This window comes from Epilithonimonas xixisoli, from assembly GCF_004365655.1.
In the GTDB taxonomy this organism is placed as follows: domain Bacteria; phylum Bacteroidota; class Bacteroidia; order Flavobacteriales; family Weeksellaceae; genus Epilithonimonas; species Epilithonimonas xixisoli.
In genome coordinates, this window is the sequence record NZ_SOEO01000002.1 from 974,327 (window position 1) to 992,307 (window position 17,981).

The window sequence follows — 17,981 nt, forward strand, 5'->3', positions numbered from 1 at the left end:
CAAAGTATTACTAAATCAAGTGACTTAAAGAATAAACTAGATGTTCAAAAGATTTTTTCAAAAACAAAATTCAAACAAAATTTCCAAAGTTGACTATTGGAAAAAATGGGAATTGTTTGAATTATTTGATGATTTACATAAAGCTGAAACAATCATTAATAATATTCAAAATAACGATGAAGCTTTTGTAAAATTTAAAAATGATTTTATTGAAGAATTGTATGAAATTGAAGGAGATAATGTAGCAGATTTTACGAAGATTTGGGAATGGTTTAAATCTGCAAAAGAATGGGAATTGTTTTGTGGAGAAGAAGGAAGTGAATTAAGGACTAATATTTTTCGCATAACTGATAAATGGAAGAGAAACCAAGATTTTGTAAACGGTACAAAAGTTTCACTGAATGCCGAAGTTGGTGTAGTTATAGAAAAAAATCAGATGATGATAATTATGGACAAATCCGTTGGGACACAGATAAAGAAGACGATACTGAAGATTGGCGTGGACTATTTGGAAGTTTTTTAAGTTCTGGAGGGGAAATTATAAATCAAGATTATCAGTTCAGATTTATAAATGATGATGGAACAATGAAAAAATCTCACAATTAAAGTTGGAAGATTATAATCTGTTAAAACAAAAACATTATGGAAACAACAGAAATCAATTTAGAAGAACATTTTCAGAATAAAATAGACAGCGAAATCCGCATCGAACCAAAAGACTGGATGCCGGACGCGTACAGAAAAACCCTGATTCGTCAGATTTCTCAGCACGCCCATTCCGAGATTGTAGGAATGTTGCCAGAAGCCAATTGGATTACGCGCGCCCCAACTTTGAACCGAAAGAAAATCCTTTTGGCAAAAGTTCAAGATGAGGCTGGTCACGGTTTGTATCTCTATTGCGCCGCCGAAACTTTGGGTGTTACGAGGGACGAAACCATCAATGATTTGCATTCCGGAAAAGCCAAATATTCCAGTATTTTCAATTATCCAACGCTCACTTGGGCAGATATGGGCGCAATCGGCTGGTTGGTAGATGGTGCTGCGATTCTGAATCAAGTGCCACTTTGCCGAGCTTCGTACGGACCTTACGCCAGAGCGATGGTTCGGATTTGCAAGGAAGAAAGTTTCCACCAAAGACAAGGTTACGAGCTGATGATGAAACTCGCACAAGGTTCGCCGGAGCAAAAAGCAATGGCTCAGGATGCGTTCAACCGTTGGTGGTGGCCGACTTTGATGATGTTCGGACCCAAAGACGCCGAATCCGGAAATACAGAAATGTCAATGAAATGGCGCATCAAACGCTTCACCAATGACGAGCTGAGACAGCGTTTCGTAGATGTTTCCATTCCTCAGGCAGAATATCTGGGCTTGACGATTCCCGACCCAGACTTGAAATTCAATGAAGAAACCGGACATTACGAATTCGGAGAAATCGATTGGGATGAGTTTTGGAAAGTGGTCAAAGGCAACGGTGCTTGCAACAAAGAACGTGTCGAAACCCGCAAAAAAGCCTTCGACGATGGCGCTTGGGTAAGAGAAGCCGCAACCGCTTACCACGAGAAAAGAAAATTAAGAGAAGAACAAAACAGAAAAACAGTTTAATACAAGACGGCAGATTAAAGTCTATTATCTCTAATCTATCCGTCTCTAATCTGAAATATTATGCAAAATACAGAATGGCCACTTTGGGAGGTTTTCATCAGAAGCAGACAAGGCCTCAACCACAAGCACGTCGGCAGTCTCCACGCGGCAGATGCTGAGATGGCAATCCAAAACGCACGCGATGTTTACACCAGAAGGATGGAAGGCGTCAGCATTTGGGTGGTAGAATCCAAACATATCCACGCCACAAACCCTGATGATTCCGAAGCGTTTTACGAACCTTCGGAAGACAAAGTTTACCGCCACCCGACGTTTTACCACGTTCCGGAGGAGGTGAAGAATATGTAGTTTAATTGTTATGGCAGCTATTTCCGCCTTCCGCTCCCAATCTTTTTTGCCGACGATTTCCATTATGTTGAAATTGAGTACACGCAAAAAAGGATTTCCGCTCAAGTCGGGCTTCAGATTCTACATAGAACAACATTTATCCTAAAAACGCAATATTGTCATTCCGTAGGAGACCTAACGAAGTGCTTCTACGAAGTCAATCTAAACTGCCAAGAATACTACAGAATGACAAACTTAATTAAATTAAAAACCTTTGTACTCAAAACAAATGGAAAACAATAAAAACAACTGGTTCAATTATCTCCTGCATCTCGCAGACACAAGCCTTATTTTAGGTCAGCGTCTATGCGAATGGTGTGGCAAAGGTCCAGTCTTGGAACAGGATATTGCTTTGTCAAACATCGCGTTGGATTTGTTGGGAGAATCTTCCAACTATTATCAATATGCCACAGAGATTCAGAATGAAGGAAAAACCGAAGACGATTTAGCCTTCCTAAGAAACGAGCGTGATTTCAAAAACCTGTTGTTAGTAGAAAAAGAAAACGGCCATTTCGGAGACACGATTGCGAGACAGTTTTTCTTCGATGCTTATCATCATCTATTATTGACAGAACTGAAACACCATTCAGATTTGAAACTCGCTTCCATCGCAGAAAAGTCTTTGAAAGAAGTGACGTATCATTTGAAATGGAGCAGCGAATGGATGATTCGTCTCGGCGACGGTACAGAAGAAAGCCATAACAAAATCCAGAAGTCAGTCAATGATTTGGTGGATTTTACAGACGAAATGTTCATTCCAACCAACTGGGAATTAGAATTAATCGAACAAAACATCGTCCCCGACATCAGAACCTTCCGAACCAAATGGGAAACCAAAGTTCTGGAAATCCTGAACGAAGCTACTTTGACAGTCTATTTCGAGAAATCAAGAAAACTAACAGGGGGAAAAGACGGAAAACACACCGAAAAAATGGGTTACATCTTAGCAGAAATGCAAATAATGCAACGCACTTATCCTAATATGGAATGGTAAAATTATAACAGCAATGACAATGATCCAGATCTGTCAAGCCACGTAGTGGCGTCCTGTTAGTAGCGTCGGGTGCAACCCGATGAAAAAATGAACAAAATGAAGAAAGCCTTGAAGGGGCGACACAATTATTAGCCTTTGTAATAAAAATGACAATCCCAGAAAACGACATCTGGCAAATCCTAAAGGAAGTTCCCGACCCGGAAGTTCCCGTTCTCAATCTTTTGGATTTGGGAATCATCCGAGATGTGCGATTCAATGGTGACGAAATGGAAGTGGTAGTGACACCAACATACTCCGGTTGTCCCGCCACATCAATGATTAATATGTCGATTAGACTGAAACTGATTGAAAAAGGTTTCAACAACATCAAAATAACAAACCAATTGAGTCCCGCGTGGACAACCGATTGGATGACGGAAGAAGGAAAACAAAAACTGAAAGCGTACGGCATTGCGCCACCTGTCTATTCAAAAAATAATGACGAATTATTCTCAAAAACAGATGAGGTTGAATGTCCGCTTTGCAATTCAAAACACACCCATTTGGTAAGTCAGTTTGGTTCCACAGCTTGTAAAGCATTATACCAATGCGATGATTGCAAAGAACCTTTTGATTATTTTAAATGTCATTAATTTGTCAAAGTTTATGAAAATAAAAAAAATGAAATTTCTATTTTCTCACCTTTTGGTTTTCAGTTTTTTGTGTCTTCAGTCACAATTACCGAATTGTGATAATTACGAGGAAGAAAAACAAAAATATGAAACTTTGTTTGGCGATATGAAATCGATGAACTATGATGATTTACCAAAAGTAATTATTGAAAATTTTGATTTAAAAAAATTCGATAAAGAAAATTTAGTCATATTTTACATCAACGGTGATTTTGATATTTGTGGTTATCCGGCACCAAGTTGCACTTCATTTTATCCGGTTTATCCGATTAATGAAGAAAAAATTTGGACTGCGGAAAATATAATTTTGTTGCAAAAGAAAATCAAAAAAAACATAATTCCGAAAACAGAAGCTCATTTCATTTCTACTGAGGATTCTTTTTCTAAGAAATTCAAAACTTCAAATTCAGCAAAAGGAATTATGAAGTTATCTAAGGAAATTTATTATCCGAATACCGACAGAGAATTTTATTATCTTCCTTACAATAGTAAAAAACTTTTACTCACGAACAATGGACATTTTTATAAAGAAGCTAATACATTAAAGACAATTATTACAAATATTAATTCTAAAAAAATCAAAGTTGAGTACAGATTTGAAGATGATGATAAAAAGAACTATTCGCATATTTTTGAACACCTCAATAATCAGTGGAATCTTATAGAAACCAAAAACTAACCATATACAGAAATGAAAATAGCAATAGTCGGTAGTGGCGCAATGGGAAGCGGAATAGCGCAGGTTTTGGCAACAGCCGGAAACGAGGTTTTGTTGTACGACAGCAATCCACTTGCCGTAGAAAAAGCCGGACAAAACCTTGAAGCGCAGTTTCAAAAATTGGCTGAGAAAGGGAAAATGACCTTCGAAGAAGCGGAAACTTATTTCGATAATATCCGATTGAGTGATAAATTATCTGAATTAAAAGATTCCGAATTAATTATCGAAGCGATTGTTGAAGATTTGGAAATCAAGAAAGATTTGTTTCAAAAGCTGGAAAGTCTGGTTTCTGAAAATTGTATTTTGGCGACCAACACTTCATCATTATCCATTGCATCCATTGCATCCGCCTGTGAAAAACCGGAACGTGTGATTGGAATTCATTTTTTCAATCCTGCGCCTTTGATGGCTTTGGTTGAGGTGATTCCTGCCGTTCAGACGGATAAAGATTTGATTTCGAAAGTAAAACGCCTTGTGGAAGGCTGGAAAAAACTTCCAGTGATTGCAAAAGATACACCTGGTTTCATTGTGAACCGCGTCGCAAGACCATTTTACGGAGAAGCCATTCGGATTTTGGAAGAAGGAATTGCGGACTGTGCGACTATTGATTTTGCAATGACAAGCTTGGGCGGATTTAAAATGGGACCATTTCAATTGATGGATTTCATTGGGCACGACGTGAATTACCGAGTGACGGAAAGTGTGTTCAAAGAATTTTTTTATGACCCAAAATTCAAACCGTCATTCACACAAAAAAGATTATTTGAAGCAGGCTATTTCGGAAGAAAATCAGGGAAAGGATTTTATGATTATTCTCAAAACGCCGAACAACCTAAACCAAATGATAATCCGGAATTATTAAATTTAATATTCAAAAGAATCTTAGTAATGCTAATGAACGAAGCTGCAGATACTTATTTCTTAAACATCGCTTCTGCAGAAGACATCGACTTAGCAATGACGAAAGGTGTGAATTATCCAAAAGGTTTATTGAAATGGGCAGATGAATTTGGTTTAGAGAATCTTGAAAGAGAATTAGACCAACTTTATAATTACTATCACGAAGACCGCTACAGATGCAGTCCGATTATTAGAAACTTAGTAAAACAAAACAGAAAGTTTTATAATTAAATAACATAGACGCTTCAACTCCGCTCAGCGTGACAATGCTCTAAAACAATGTCAGCCTGAGCGGAGTCGAAGACTATAATTAATCATTTATCATTAATCAATCATAAAAAATGAACAACGCATATATAATAGATGGCATCCGAACGCCGATTGGAAAACTGAAAGGGAGCTTATCTTCCGTTCGTCCCGATGATATGGCGGCTTTTGTCATCAAAAAGCTATTGGAAAGAAATCCGAGCATCGACCAAAGTAAAATCTACGATGTGGTTTTAGGTTGTGCCAATCAGGCCGGCGAAGACAACCGAAATATCGCAAGAATGTCGGCTTTGCTTTCCGGTTTGGATTATCACGTTCCCGGCGAAACGGTCAACAGACTTTGCGCTTCTGGTTTGTCGGCCGCGATTAATGCAGCAAGAGCGATTCAGGTTGGCGATGCCGATTTGATGATTTCGGGTGGTGTTGAGAATATGACGCGCGGACCATTAGTGATTTCAAAATCCGAAAATCCCTTTGGTGGCGATGCGAAAATCTACGATACGACTTTCGGCTGGCGGTTCATCAATCCAAAAATGAAAGAAATGTATGGCGTAGATGCAATGGGCGAAACGGCAGAAAATCTGGCTGAACGTGACCAAATTTCCCGTGAAGACCAGGATTTGTTTGCATTCAATTCTCAGCAGAAAGCTAAAATTGCGCAAGAAAACGGAAGATTGTCTCAGGAAATTGTTCCAGTAAATATTCCTCAAAGAAAAGGCGAAGATTTGATTTTCGATAAAGATGAATTCCCAAAAAATGATACAACTCTCGAAGGCTTATCAAAATTAAGAACCGCTTTCAAAAAAGAAGGAACGGTCACAGCAGGAAATGCTTCCGGATTGAATGACGGTGCCTCAGTAAATTTATTAGCATCAGAAAATGCGATTAAAGAATTTGGATTAATTCCAAAAGCAAGAATAGTTTCCAGCGCAGTTGTCGGTGTTGAACCAAGATTGATGGGAATTGGTCCTGTAAAAGCATCAGAATTGGCATTGCAAAAAGCAGGATTGACATTTAACGATTTGGATATTATTGAATTAAATGAAGCGTTCGCTGCACAAAGTTTAGCCTGCATCAGAGCTTGGGGCTTGGATGACAACGATTCCAGAATCAATCCAAACGGTGGCGCGATTGCTTTAGGACATCCACTCGGAATGAGTGGCGCAAGAATCTTGAATTCCGCAATGTATGAACTTCAAAACCAGAATAAAAAATATGCCTTGGCAACAATGTGTGTTGGTTTGGGACAAGGTGTTGCAGTGATTATTGAGAAAGTTTAATTAGTTGTAAAAAGTAGAATGTACAAAGTAAAAAGTACATTTAACTACGCATTCTACTTTGTACATTTTACATAATACTTAATACAGAAAAAATGCAACTAGAAAATTACGCGCTCGGCAGATGGACAAAAGGAGACGGAGAAGGGCAGGCTTTATATAATTCCATCAACGGTGATTTGGTGGCAACAGCGACTTCCAAAGGTTTGGATTTTGCAGAAATGATGGATTACGCCAGAAAAGTTGGTGGCCCAGCTTTGAGAAAATTAACTTTCCAAGAAAGAGGATTGATGTTGAAGAAACTCGCTTTCCATCTTTTGGAAAAGAAAGAAACGTTCTACAAAGTGAGCTGGGCAACCGGCGCAACCAAGGCTGACAGCTGGGTTGACATCGAAGGTGGCATCGGAAATCTTTTCGCGAATGCATCACTTCGAAGACAATTTCCCGACTTACCTTATTATATAGATGGCGAATCTGTGAAGCTTTCGAAAGAAGGTACTTTCATCGGACATCACATTTGTACGCCGAAACGTGGGGTTGCGATTCATATCAATGCGTTTAATTTTCCGGTTTGGGGAATGTTGGAGAAAATTGCGGTCAATCTTTTGGCTGGCGTTCCGGCAATCGTGAAACCTGCCACAGCAACCAGTTTCCTGACCGAAGTTGTCGTTAAAGAAATCATTGCTTCCCAAATTTTACCGGAAGGAAGTCTGCAATTAATTTGCGGTTCAGCCAACGGAATTCTGGAAAGTGTGACCAGCGAAGATGTTGTAACGTTTACAGGTTCGGCTTCCACAGGCAAAATGCTGAAGTCTCATCCAAGAATTCTTGAAGAATCTGTGCCTTTCAATTTGGAAGCCGATTCACTAAATGCAATGGTTTTGGGTGAAGATGCAAAACAAGGAACGGCAGAATTTGATTTGTTTATTAAAGAAGCCGTTCGTGAAATGACGACCAAAGCCGGACAAAAATGTACAGCGGTGAGAAGGATTTTAGTGCCTGTTAATTTGGTCGAAGATGTTCAGATTGCGCTCGGACAAAGACTTTCAACCGTAATTATTGGCGATCCTAATGTCGAAGGTGTGAGAATGGGCGCTTTGGCTAATAAAGATCAAGTGAAAGAAGTTTCGGAGAAAGTTCAGGAATTATCCAAAACTCAGGAAATTGTTTTCGGAAATTTAAATGATTTCGATGTGAAAGGTGCGGACAAAAACAAAGGCGCGTTCATTTCCCCGATTTTATTCCTTAATTCAGACCCTTTTAAATATACAGATTGTCACAATATCGAAGCTTTTGGTCCAGTCAGCACCATTATTCCTTATCATAATATCGATGAAGCGATTGAGTTGGCGAGAATGGGAAAAGGTTCACTTTGCTGTTCGGTTGTGACGGCTGATGACGATTTTGCAAGAGAATTTGTCATCGGAGCTGCTTCGATGCACGGACGGATTTTGATCCTTAATTCCGATTGTGCAAAAGAAAGTACAGGTCACGGTTCGCCTTTGCCAATGCTGGTTCACGGCGGTCCGGGAAGAGCTGGAGGTGGCGAGGAAATGGGCGGAAAACGTGGCGTTCTTCATTATATGCAACGCACGGCGATTCAAGGTTCACCAACTACTTTGACAAACATTACGCAACAATATCAATACGGCGGAAAACAGTTTGAGGACAACATTCATCCATTCAGAAAGCATTTTGAAGAACTGAAAGTCAGTGAAACTTACATCACGGCAAAACATACGGTTACGGAAGCAGATATTACAAATTTCGCGAATGTTTCTGGCGACAATTTCTATGCGCATATGGACGCAACCTCTTTGGAAGGAACGATTTTCGAAGGTCGAGTAGCGCACGGCTATTTCATTTTAAGCAAAGCGGCTGGATTATTTGTAGACCCAAGAAAAGGTCCGGTTTTACTGAATTATGGTTTGGACGAATGCCGTTTCGTGAAACCAGTTTATCCCGGAATGACGATTGGTGTGAAGTTTACCTGCAAAGAAAAAATCAGTCAAGAAAAACGTGACGAAGATGATATTGCCAAAGGAATCGTCCGCTGGCTCGTGGATGTTTATGACGAAACCGGAGAAACTGTTGCGATTGCTACGATTTTGACGATGGTTAAAAAACTTAATCAAGAATAAATTAAGAAACAAGATAAAAGTAAAAAGAATCAAGTATTTTCAGAGTTTTGTAATTATGGCAGCTTAATCCGCCTTCCGCTCCCAATCTTTTTTGCTCGCGATTTCAGTCTAAATAGAACTTTTAGTCAAAGCAAAAAAGGATTTCCGCTCAAGTCGGGCTGCAGATTCAACATAAAAACATATTTTGAATAAATTAAGAACAAAGTAATTTTTTAATGTCTTAATTTTTTAATCATTTAATTTAATAAAATGGAAGCATACGTAAAATCAACCATAGAAAACGGAATCGGAACCATCGAGTTTTTTCATCCACAAAGCAATTCGATGCCAAGTTCTCAACTCAGAAATCTTGTAGAAGAAATTAATAACCTTGGAAAAAATGACGACGCAAAAGTCATCATCTTGAAAAGTGGTGGCGAAAAAGCCTTTTGTGCAGGCGCTTCTTTCGATGAACTGATTTCGATTCAAGACTTCGAAACGGGGAAAACATTTTTCTCAGGGTTTGCGAATGTCATCAATGCGATGAGAAAATCTCCAAAACTGATTATCGCAAGAATCCACGGAAAAGCTGTGGGTGGAGGCGTTGGAATTGCGTGTGCGGCGGATTACACATTTGCAACGGAAAATGCTTCGGTTAAGTTGAGCGAGTTGGCAGTCGGAATTGGACCTTTCGTAATTGGACCGGTTGTAGAAAAGAAAATTGGAACTTCGGCTTTCGCGCAATTGGCTATTAATGCAACCGAATTTTACTCTGCTGAATGGGCAAGAGAGAAAAATATGTTTCAGGATATGTACGAAACGACTGAGGAAATGGACGCTGAAATCCAAACTTTGGCAGAAAAATTAGCAAGTTCAAATCCAGAAGCAATGATGAAACTGAAAGAAATCTTCTGGAAAGGAACAGAAGATTGGGACAAACTTTTAAGTGAGCGAGCGGAAATCAGTGGGAAATTGGTTCTGTCAGATTTTACTGTGAATGCAATTAATCAATTTAAGAATAAATAAAACAAAAACCGCCTTCCAATCCGGAAGGCGGTTCTGTTTTTCACTCGGAAATTAAATTAACTAACTCTAACTAAATTTCAAAATGAGTTCTCATCGTTTTGTTTTTAGAACCTGATTGTGTTTGCTTATGTTCTTTATTGATAGGTCAAAAGTAGAAAGATTTGAGACTCTGCGGTAGCGTGGAAATTACCAAATTGGATATTGCGTATTTCTACGGATTCTAATTTTTTAAGATAAAAAAAAGCCCCATCAAAAATTTGATGAGACTTAGAAAAAATATTAATAGGTTTTATCTTTGGTCAATAAAAGAGTGGTTGTGATTTTTGATAACTGCAGGTTTCTTGGTTTCTGCATTTCTCATCCTTATAACTTTAAAAATATTTTCTCGTAATTCCACTACTTCGAATCTACTGTGAGTGGTTCCGATGGAAATAAATGGCTTGGCTGTGAAAATTCCTCGTGGAGTTTTTATCTCAGCAGAAACTTCTACGATTGGGCAGATTCCTCGTTTTTCTGATTTCCATTTGGAGTTTGGTTTCACAAAAAAGTAATGACTGGTGCAAAAGATAGTCATATACGTGACTTCGCCTTTGACGATATGATCTGTGGAATTGACTATTTCTAATGGTTGAGACATTCGCTAATTGGTTTCAATTTTCTTCATTCAAAGAAATGACAATTAGCGAAACTGCGATAGCGTAGAAATACGGAATTTTAAGAATTACAATTTTATCGGAACAGAATGAATACTGTTAATAACCGCATAGATCACAATCCCAACCGTGTTTTTTGCGCCTATTTTATCAAGGATTCTTTGTCGGTGGCTTTCCACAGTTCTTGGACTTAGAAATAAAATATCTGCAATTTCCTGATTGGTTTTTTCCTGACAAATTAACTTTACAACATCAATTTCTCTGTTGGAAAGTGTTTCTTCGTTATCGAAAAGGGATTTTTTTCGGGAAGGTGTATTCATATAAGACAACAACATCTCGTGGTCTTCTTTTGTGAAGTACATTCCGTTTTGAGCTACCATTTCTATGGCTTCGATAAAGGTTTTTTTGTCTGAGTTTTTAGGAAGGAAGGCGGAAACGCCCAATTTTATCATATAACCAAGAACGCTACTTTTGTAATGAGAAGAAAGAATAATAATTTTCAAATCATGATAATTTTTTTTTAGGATTTCCACCAATTCGAAACCGTCCATTGGTTGCATTTGAACATCTATCATCGCGATGTCAGGAAAATCATCCTTCGAAATTGTTTCCAAATGCGCTAAGATTTCTGCTCCGCCCGTCGCCATAAAATCAACTGAAATATTCTTTTGCGCAGAAAGCAACATTTTGATGCCTTCCAGAATCAGTTGTTCATCGTCAACCAAAACAAGTTTTATATTTCTGCTCATAATTATAAGGGAATATTAATGATAATTCTGCTTCCTTTTCCGATTTTGTTTTTCCATTTGTAGATTCCTTTTACGGACGCAATTCTGGATTCTATATTTTTAAGTCCCATTCCTTTGCTTGCCGTTTTGTAATCGAAACTTTGTCCATTGTCGGTAAGAATCATCGTCAGACATTTTTGATGTTTTCTAATGTAAACCGAAACTTCATCTGCATTGGAGTGTTTAATGACATTGCTGGTGAATTCCTGAATGACCCGATAGATCTGCACTTCTGTAAAAATATCTTTCCGCTCATATCTGTTGTCTATATATAAGGAGAGGTTGAGTTTATAAGAAAGATTGGTGACCAATTCCTGTAGGTACAAAACCAAACCAAGTTTCTCAAGATTGACGGGATAAAGTGAATGAGAAATGTTCCTCGTCGAATCTATTAGTTCCGTAATTTGGGAATTAATGACTTTTTTGGAAGCTTCCTGATTTTCCGGTTCCAGATTATTGAGCCAAAGTGAAAGAATATTGAGTCGGTTTCCAATATCATCGTGAACGGTTATGGCAATTCTTTTTCGTTCGTCTTCCTGTCCTTTTATATTTTCTAAAGTCAATTGTTTCTGATATTCCAACTCAGCTTGAAATTGAGCATCTTTTTCCTGAACAATTCTTTGGATGAATGTTCTGTATGCTAATAATATAAAGGATATGATGATTATCAAAACGAGAATCAGCACAACCAAAAAGACGATATTGAGTTTTATTTCTTTAATTTTAAAAGAGTATAAATGAAAAATGAATATACTATGATTATCAAAATGTTATTGATAATCCATAACGCCGAAAAATAAGATATTGGGAAAGACAGCAACTGCTGTTGAAGTATAAATATAAAGATACTGATTGTGAAATAGAGAAAAAATATTTTATCGATATTCTGAAAAGGATTTTTATTTTTTACATTTTTAATATCTTGAATCAATGAAAATCCGATAATTGAGATCATTATGATGTTGGAAACAGCTTTTGAATAATCATTATTGTACTGAAAATGGATAAGAACTTTATCTGCCGTTAAAAAGAACAAACTTAGTATTCCTGTTACAATAAAGTAATGCCTGCTGAAATTCAATTTTTTTATGAAAATTCCTGTAATCGTAAAAAATTCTCCGGCAATATAACAGGGGTACAAAAAAGCATTGCTTCCCTCGTTTATTTTAATTTTTGCTACAGTCAATGAAGCATACTCAATAAAAAAAACAAAGAGAAGATAAAATAAATACCATTTTTCTTTTTTTTGAACAATTCTGTAATTTTTTAATCCAAAAAAAATAGCAATTAGTAAAAGAATACGTGCTAAAATTGCACTAGTATCGAAAAAAAATTGCATTTTATCCCGGAATATATGGTGGAACTGGTCTAGACCAATCATAAGTATTAGAAGGATCAGACTGTACGGCATAAACTGCTCCCGGAGCACCAACTTTTTCTCCAGTTGCATTACTGATGAAAATTAATGTTGCCAATAATCTTTGATATACTGCAGAATATTTGAAACCAAAGACACAAACAATATCACGTGTGTTTTGCTCATCGTGCAAAAGATCCGCTTTTGGAATATAGAAACTTTGGAAAAGTCTTTCCCCTTTGAACTCCACAGATTCACGTTGCAAATAATCCATTGCGTTTTCTCTCCAAGATTCTATTTCATCTACCGCTTTTAGTTGTCCTGTCACAGGCTCGTTCATAATAGGTAGATTAAGATCTGTATCTTCTTGACTTTTTGTTAAATCTTTAGATAAAACGTAAGTGCTTTTTACAGTATAAGTTTTGGTTTGTAATAATGTAAGATCGTTTTCTAGAAATTGTAGTGGACAGAATTCATAGTTTTCTAATGTTTTTACGTCACCAGCATTAGTTCTTGGAGTTAGTATCAACACAAGATTGTTTTCCCAAACCCCGATGTCTGCACGGAAATACGTTTCTGCTTCATTTTCTTTGTCAAACCATTCGATCTGTTCACGAGACAGGATAAAAACCTGCTCTGGAGATATAACTTTTTGTATATCAGTGTAATTTGATTTCACTTCTGCCCAACTTTTGATAGCAGTTGTGTAATTCTCATAAGTTAAGATTGCCATTTTATTTTCAGTATGTTTAGTTTGGGTTAAAAATAAAGAAAGAATTTTATAAAAACCATACTGATAAAGAATTATTGATGAATAAATAATAAAAATGGATGAAAAGTTAACCTCGGTTAATTTAGTGTTATCAACTGACGAAATTTTTTATAATATATTTTCGCATTGTTAAATAAAAATTTGCAGAATAAAAAATAATTCCTATTTTTGCATCCTCAAAACCAGAGTTGTCGGATCCATTAGTCCACTGCTCATATTATATTAAATTTTAAAACTTCTGAAAATGAAACCGTTAGGTTCCATTTGATAATTAAACAAAAAAGTATATCCAAATGAAACAAGGCATACACCCAGAAAATTATAGATTAGTAGTTTTCAAAGATATGAGCAACGACGAGATGTTCCTTTGCAAATCTACTGCTGACACAAAAGATACTATCGAATTCGAAGGATCTGAATATCCATTGATCAAAATGGAGATTTCTTCTACTTCTCACCCTTTCTACACAGGTAAAACTAAATTGGTTGACACTGCAGGTAGAGTTGATAAGTTTATGAACAAATACAAAAAATTCTCTAAATAATTTTAGCAGATTTTTACAAATATCAAAACCTTTCGGATTTTCCGAGAGGTTTTTTTGTTATTTTTGCTCAACGTTGAACATTGAATTTTAAACTCAGAATAAATAATGCAATTAGTATTCTCAGACGCACAATATTGGGAAGATTTCCTTCCACTCACTTTTACCAGACCCGTTGCAGAAATGCGAATGGGAATCCTGACTTTTTCAGAAAGATGGAAAAAACTTCTTGAGATAGATGAGGTTTTCTACATCACAGAAAATTATCTTCAGGAAAAATTCAAAAAACCAGAACCGAAACAAAGTCTTTTCATTGTTCCAAATTTCTTCCCGTCAGACGAAGTTTTAAAACAAATTAAAGAACTTCAGCCCGGCGAAGCTTTGGTTTATGATAACGAAGTTTTGGTTGCGAACATCAATATGGATAATTTTTCTCTCAATCAGATTAATAAAATGACTGATATTACCGAGAAATTATTGTTCATAGAAAAACCAACCGACATCTTTTCTCACAACGATTTTGCAATCAATTTCGATTTTGAATTAGTTACAAATGGGAAAACCTCTCAGAAATTGTCTTCAACCAATGGATTCATAGGAGAAAAAGAAAATCTGTTTATAGAAGAAGGCGCAGTTGTTGAATTTTCAACGCTTAATTGCAAAACCGGAAAAATCTATATCGGAAAAAATGCCGAAATAATGGAAGGTTCCAATATCCGCGGTTCATTGGCACTTTGCGAAGATTCAAAAATAAATCTCGGAACCAAACTTTACGGCGGAACTACGATTGGTCCACATTCCAAAGTTGGTGGAGAAGTCAATAATATTGTGATTTTCGGTTATTCAAACAAAGGCCACGACGGATTCTTAGGAAATTCGGTAGTAGGAGAGTGGTGCAATTTGGGTGCAGACACGAATTCATCAAACCTAAAAAACAATTACGCATCCGTTAAACTTTGGAATTACAGAAAGAAAAGATTCCTCGATACAGGTTTGCAATTTTGTGGATTGATAATGGGCGACCATTCCAAAACAGCGATTAATACGCAACTCAACACAGGAACCATCGTTGGAGTAGCTTCAAATATTTTCAAATCTGGTTTCCCACCAAATCTCGTAGACAGTTTTTCTTGGGGTGGAATGAAAGGTGACGAAAAATTCCGATTGGATAAATCCTACGAAGTAGCAGAAAAAGCAATGGAACGCAGAAAAATCCCATTGACCGAAGCAGACAAAGACATTCTGAAACATATCTACAATGAGTTTTAATTTTAAAACTCATTTTTTTATTGTAAAATTGGCTCCCTTTACGGCTGTGGAAATCAATTTTATATCAAAGTTTGCTTATTTTTGCTGATTAAGATTTTAGTCTAACATCTAATCTCTAAATTCTAACATCTATATATAATAATGAAGCAGTTTCTTCTTTGGCTTTTTGCATCGTTGGTTTTGGTAAGTTGTGCCAGAGTTGGATCTCCCGTTGGTGGAGACAAAGATTCTATTCCGCCGTCAATGGTCGGGTCAAATATCGATACCACCAGAATCAATGTGCCGAGAGACATCAAAAAACTCAGAATTGATTTTGACGAATATATCACTTTGAAAGATGTGAGCAAAAATCTGATCATTTCTCCACCGATCCAATATTCCAAGATTATTCCGTCTTCCACAGGTAACAAATATTTGGAAATTCAATGGAAAGACACGCTTCAGGCGAACACGACTTACAATTTTAATTTCGGAAATTCGATTGTGGATCTGAATGAGAGTAATATTTTGCCTTATTTCAATTTCGCTTTTTCGACGGGTGAAAAGCTCGATGATCTTTACATCAGCGGAACACTTTCCGATGCTTTGGGAAATGAAAAAAACTCAGAAGGAAAAGATAAGAATCTTGTGGTCGGACTTTATCAGGTCAAAGACACAATGAATTATCGCCAAAAACCTTACTACATCGCTAAAGCTGACCTCGATGGTTATTTCGAATTAAATTATTTAACGCCAGGAAAATATAAAATTATTGGTTTCGATGATGAGAATAATAATTCCATCTACGATATCGGAAAAGAAAATGTTGCGTTTCAAAAAGATGAGATCGATCTTCAAACCAGCATTTCCGGATTGAAACTGAAAACTTTCCCATCAAAGAAAATGGCGAAGTACAAAGAAATGACTGCCTCAGTTGGCGGAATTACAATGGTCTTCGAAGGCAACCCCGAAAAAGTAATCGTGAAAACAGTAGGCGAGAAACCCGCAGATTACAAAGTGACGCACAAATCCCGATCAGATTCTGTGAAGATTTGGTTTGATGCAACCAAGGAAAATATCGGCGCAACGGTAAGTGAAAACCTGAGATTCTCTTATGACACGGGCGCAGTTCAAGACACGATGTCTGTATTTTACAAAAAACCAACGAAAGATGAGATGACGGTTACAAATCCTTTTGGAAACAAATTGGTGCCTGAGACAGATTTCAGATTTTCATCCAATTATATCATTAATAAAATCCAACCGGAAAACTGGAAATTGGAAGCCGACAGCATTGCCCAAAATTTCACCGCAAGGATTTCGGAATTGGATTCCACGCAGGTTTTCATCAAGTCAGATTTCGTCGTAGGAAAAAAATATCAGTTGACTGTTCCGAAAAACACATTGAGTTCTTTTTATACCAGATCCAGCGAAAGTGTCCGTTTCGATTTCGAAGTTTCAAAAGCAGAAGATTTCGGAAGTTTTTCTGCCCATCTCAAAAATATCCCATCTCAGAAATTCTGGATTCAATTGCTCAATGAGAAAAATGAGCCGGCTTATCAACAATACACCAATCAGACTGATATCAAATTCATCAATCTCAAACCCGGAAGTTACAGGTTGAGGATTTTGGTGGACAATAATGAGAACGGCGTTTGGGACAGCGCGGATTTTGCAAACGAAGTTTCTGCGGAGGATGTTTACATCTTCAAAAAAATGGGAGACAAAGAAGTGATGAGTAAGATCAACGTTCGCCAAATGTGGGAAATCAATGAAAACTGGGATTTAACTTTAGAAGAACAACCAGTCAATTGAAAAAATTAATCTTTTGGACAGCAGTCGTTTTTCTCGGGATTCAATTCATTCCTATAGATCGGGAAAACAAAGCAGTCAACAAGCAAGACAATTTTGTTGATATCCACAAAACGCCAGATCAAATAAAAACGATTCTGAAAAACGCCTGTTACGATTGTCACTCCAACGAAACCAAATATCCAAATTATGCCTACATCGCCCCAATTTCGTGGGCAGTGAAAGATCATATCAACGAAGGACGAAAATATCTCAACTTTTCAGAATGGGGTTCTTATAATAATGACCTAAAAAAAAATGCGATTGAGAAAACCATTTCCAGCGTTCGGGATTTACAAATGCCATTGCCTTCCTATATAAGTTATCATCCAGAAGCCAATTTGACGACGAAGCAAAGAAAAGAATTAGATAATTATTTTAATAATCTCCAGCCTAAATAAAATATTTTATGGCAATCCCCGCAAATTCCCTTGCTTTTCCCCACGCTTAATTTGCGGGTCGGGCTATCCGCTACAATCTTTTTATAGAGATCGCCTCATCTTTCCCTTGGCAAATCTCTATAAAAAGGATTTCCACTACTATCCCTATTGCGGGATTTCCTATCAAAACGAGACAGCCGTTCCAGATCCACTTTTCTTTTGAAAATTAATGTCTTTGAAAACCAGCGCAATACTTAAATGTTTGTTTAAAAATTAGGAATATATTTGCGGTTTCAAAAAAAGTTCCTACTTTTGCAACCGCTTTAAGAGAGCAGCGCAGAAGAGCTTACAGACGGTGATTATGAATTTGGGACTTGTCACAGAGTGCTAGATTTAGTTAAGAAAAGTCTTGTAGGATAAAAAAGGAA

The 17,981-nt window shown here is 37.1% G+C and carries 19 protein-coding genes; 14 read left to right on the top strand and 5 right to left on the bottom strand.

The window, feature by feature from the left end; all coding sequences use genetic code 11:
* Positions 1-40: 40 nt before the first annotated feature.
* From B0I22_RS11900 to B0I22_RS11945, 10 genes are all read left to right on the top strand, one after another.
* The gene (locus tag B0I22_RS11900) at positions 41-523 is read left to right on the top strand and encodes a hypothetical protein (RefSeq protein ID WP_246022218.1); all 483 of its coding nucleotides are present in this window, start codon (positions 41-43) and stop codon (positions 521-523) included.
* 119 nt (positions 524-642) lie between these two features.
* Positions 643-1,602: a 1,2-phenylacetyl-CoA epoxidase subunit PaaA gene (paaA, locus tag B0I22_RS11905; RefSeq protein ID WP_063970554.1), complete on the top strand. Its 960-nt coding sequence runs from the start codon at positions 643-645 to the stop codon at positions 1,600-1,602.
* A 60-nt stretch (positions 1,603-1,662) separates the two neighbouring features.
* The gene (paaB, locus tag B0I22_RS11910; protein WP_133945091.1) at positions 1,663-1,950 is read left to right on the top strand and encodes a 1,2-phenylacetyl-CoA epoxidase subunit PaaB; all 288 of its coding nucleotides are present in this window, start codon (positions 1,663-1,665) and stop codon (positions 1,948-1,950) included.
* 268 nt (positions 1,951-2,218) lie between these two features.
* Positions 2,219-2,983: a 1,2-phenylacetyl-CoA epoxidase subunit PaaC gene (gene paaC, locus B0I22_RS11915; protein ID WP_133945093.1), complete on the top strand. Its 765-nt coding sequence runs from the start codon at positions 2,219-2,221 to the stop codon at positions 2,981-2,983.
* Between the two features lie 146 nt (positions 2,984-3,129).
* Entirely contained in the window at positions 3,130-3,615 is a 486-nt protein-coding gene (paaD, locus tag B0I22_RS11920) for a 1,2-phenylacetyl-CoA epoxidase subunit PaaD (RefSeq protein ID WP_133945095.1), read from the top strand.
* A gap of 28 nt (positions 3,616-3,643) precedes the next feature.
* Positions 3,644-4,333 carry a hypothetical protein gene (locus tag B0I22_RS11925; RefSeq protein ID WP_133945097.1) on the top strand — a complete coding sequence of 230 codons (690 nt, stop codon included), beginning with the start codon at positions 3,644-3,646 and terminating at the stop codon, positions 4,331-4,333.
* Positions 4,334-4,345: 12 nt separating this feature from the next.
* Entirely contained in the window at positions 4,346-5,503 is a 1,158-nt protein-coding gene (locus B0I22_RS11930; protein WP_133945099.1) for a 3-hydroxyacyl-CoA dehydrogenase NAD-binding domain-containing protein, read from the top strand.
* A 110-nt stretch (positions 5,504-5,613) separates the two neighbouring features.
* Positions 5,614-6,819, top strand: a complete 1,206-nt coding sequence (gene pcaF / locus B0I22_RS11935) for a 3-oxoadipyl-CoA thiolase (protein WP_133945101.1) — start codon at positions 5,614-5,616, stop codon at positions 6,817-6,819.
* A 92-nt stretch (positions 6,820-6,911) separates the two neighbouring features.
* Complete coding sequence (gene paaZ, locus B0I22_RS11940) at positions 6,912-8,957, top strand: phenylacetic acid degradation bifunctional protein PaaZ (protein ID WP_133945103.1); 2,046 nt, start codon at positions 6,912-6,914, stop codon at positions 8,955-8,957.
* Positions 8,958-9,206: 249 nt separating this feature from the next.
* The gene (locus tag B0I22_RS11945) at positions 9,207-9,962 is read left to right on the top strand and encodes an enoyl-CoA hydratase/isomerase family protein (protein WP_133945104.1); all 756 of its coding nucleotides are present in this window, start codon (positions 9,207-9,209) and stop codon (positions 9,960-9,962) included.
* Between the two features lie 289 nt (positions 9,963-10,251).
* Here B0I22_RS11945 and B0I22_RS11950 read toward each other — a convergent pair whose 3' ends face one another.
* From B0I22_RS11950 to B0I22_RS11970, 5 genes are all read right to left on the bottom strand, one after another.
* Positions 10,252-10,599: a hypothetical protein gene (locus B0I22_RS11950; RefSeq protein WP_133945105.1), complete on the bottom strand. Its 348-nt coding sequence runs from the start codon at positions 10,597-10,599 to the stop codon at positions 10,252-10,254.
* 84 nt (positions 10,600-10,683) lie between these two features.
* A complete protein-coding gene (locus B0I22_RS11955; protein ID WP_133945107.1) occupies positions 10,684-11,364 on the bottom strand; it encodes a response regulator transcription factor in 681 nt (226 codons plus the stop codon).
* A gap of 2 nt (positions 11,365-11,366) precedes the next feature.
* Complete coding sequence (locus B0I22_RS11960; protein WP_246022219.1) at positions 11,367-12,089, bottom strand: sensor histidine kinase; 723 nt, start codon at positions 12,087-12,089, stop codon at positions 11,367-11,369.
* Between the two features lie 23 nt (positions 12,090-12,112).
* A complete protein-coding gene (locus tag B0I22_RS11965; protein WP_166668228.1) occupies positions 12,113-12,784 on the bottom strand; it encodes a hypothetical protein in 672 nt (223 codons plus the stop codon).
* Positions 12,744-13,493, bottom strand: a complete 750-nt coding sequence (locus B0I22_RS11970) for a hypothetical protein (protein WP_133945111.1) — start codon at positions 13,491-13,493, stop codon at positions 12,744-12,746. Before B0I22_RS11970 ends, B0I22_RS11965 begins: the two co-directional genes overlap by 41 nt.
* A 332-nt stretch (positions 13,494-13,825) precedes the next feature.
* Here B0I22_RS11970 and B0I22_RS11975 point away from each other — a divergent pair, with 332 nt between their 5' ends.
* From B0I22_RS11975 to B0I22_RS11990, 4 genes are all read left to right on the top strand, one after another.
* On the top strand, positions 13,826-14,077 hold the full coding sequence (locus tag B0I22_RS11975) for a type B 50S ribosomal protein L31 (RefSeq protein WP_133945113.1): 252 nt from the start codon (positions 13,826-13,828) through the stop codon (positions 14,075-14,077).
* 105 nt (positions 14,078-14,182) lie between these two features.
* The gene (locus B0I22_RS11980) at positions 14,183-15,343 is read left to right on the top strand and encodes a GlmU family protein (RefSeq protein WP_133945115.1); all 1,161 of its coding nucleotides are present in this window, start codon (positions 14,183-14,185) and stop codon (positions 15,341-15,343) included.
* A gap of 141 nt (positions 15,344-15,484) precedes the next feature.
* Entirely contained in the window at positions 15,485-17,137 is a 1,653-nt protein-coding gene (locus tag B0I22_RS11985; protein ID WP_133945117.1) for an Ig-like domain-containing domain, read from the top strand.
* On the top strand, positions 17,134-17,574 hold the full coding sequence (locus tag B0I22_RS11990) for a heme-binding domain-containing protein (protein WP_133945119.1): 441 nt from the start codon (positions 17,134-17,136) through the stop codon (positions 17,572-17,574). The genes B0I22_RS11985 and B0I22_RS11990 overlap by 4 nt, the downstream gene beginning before the upstream one ends.
* Positions 17,575-17,981 lie beyond the last annotated feature (407 nt).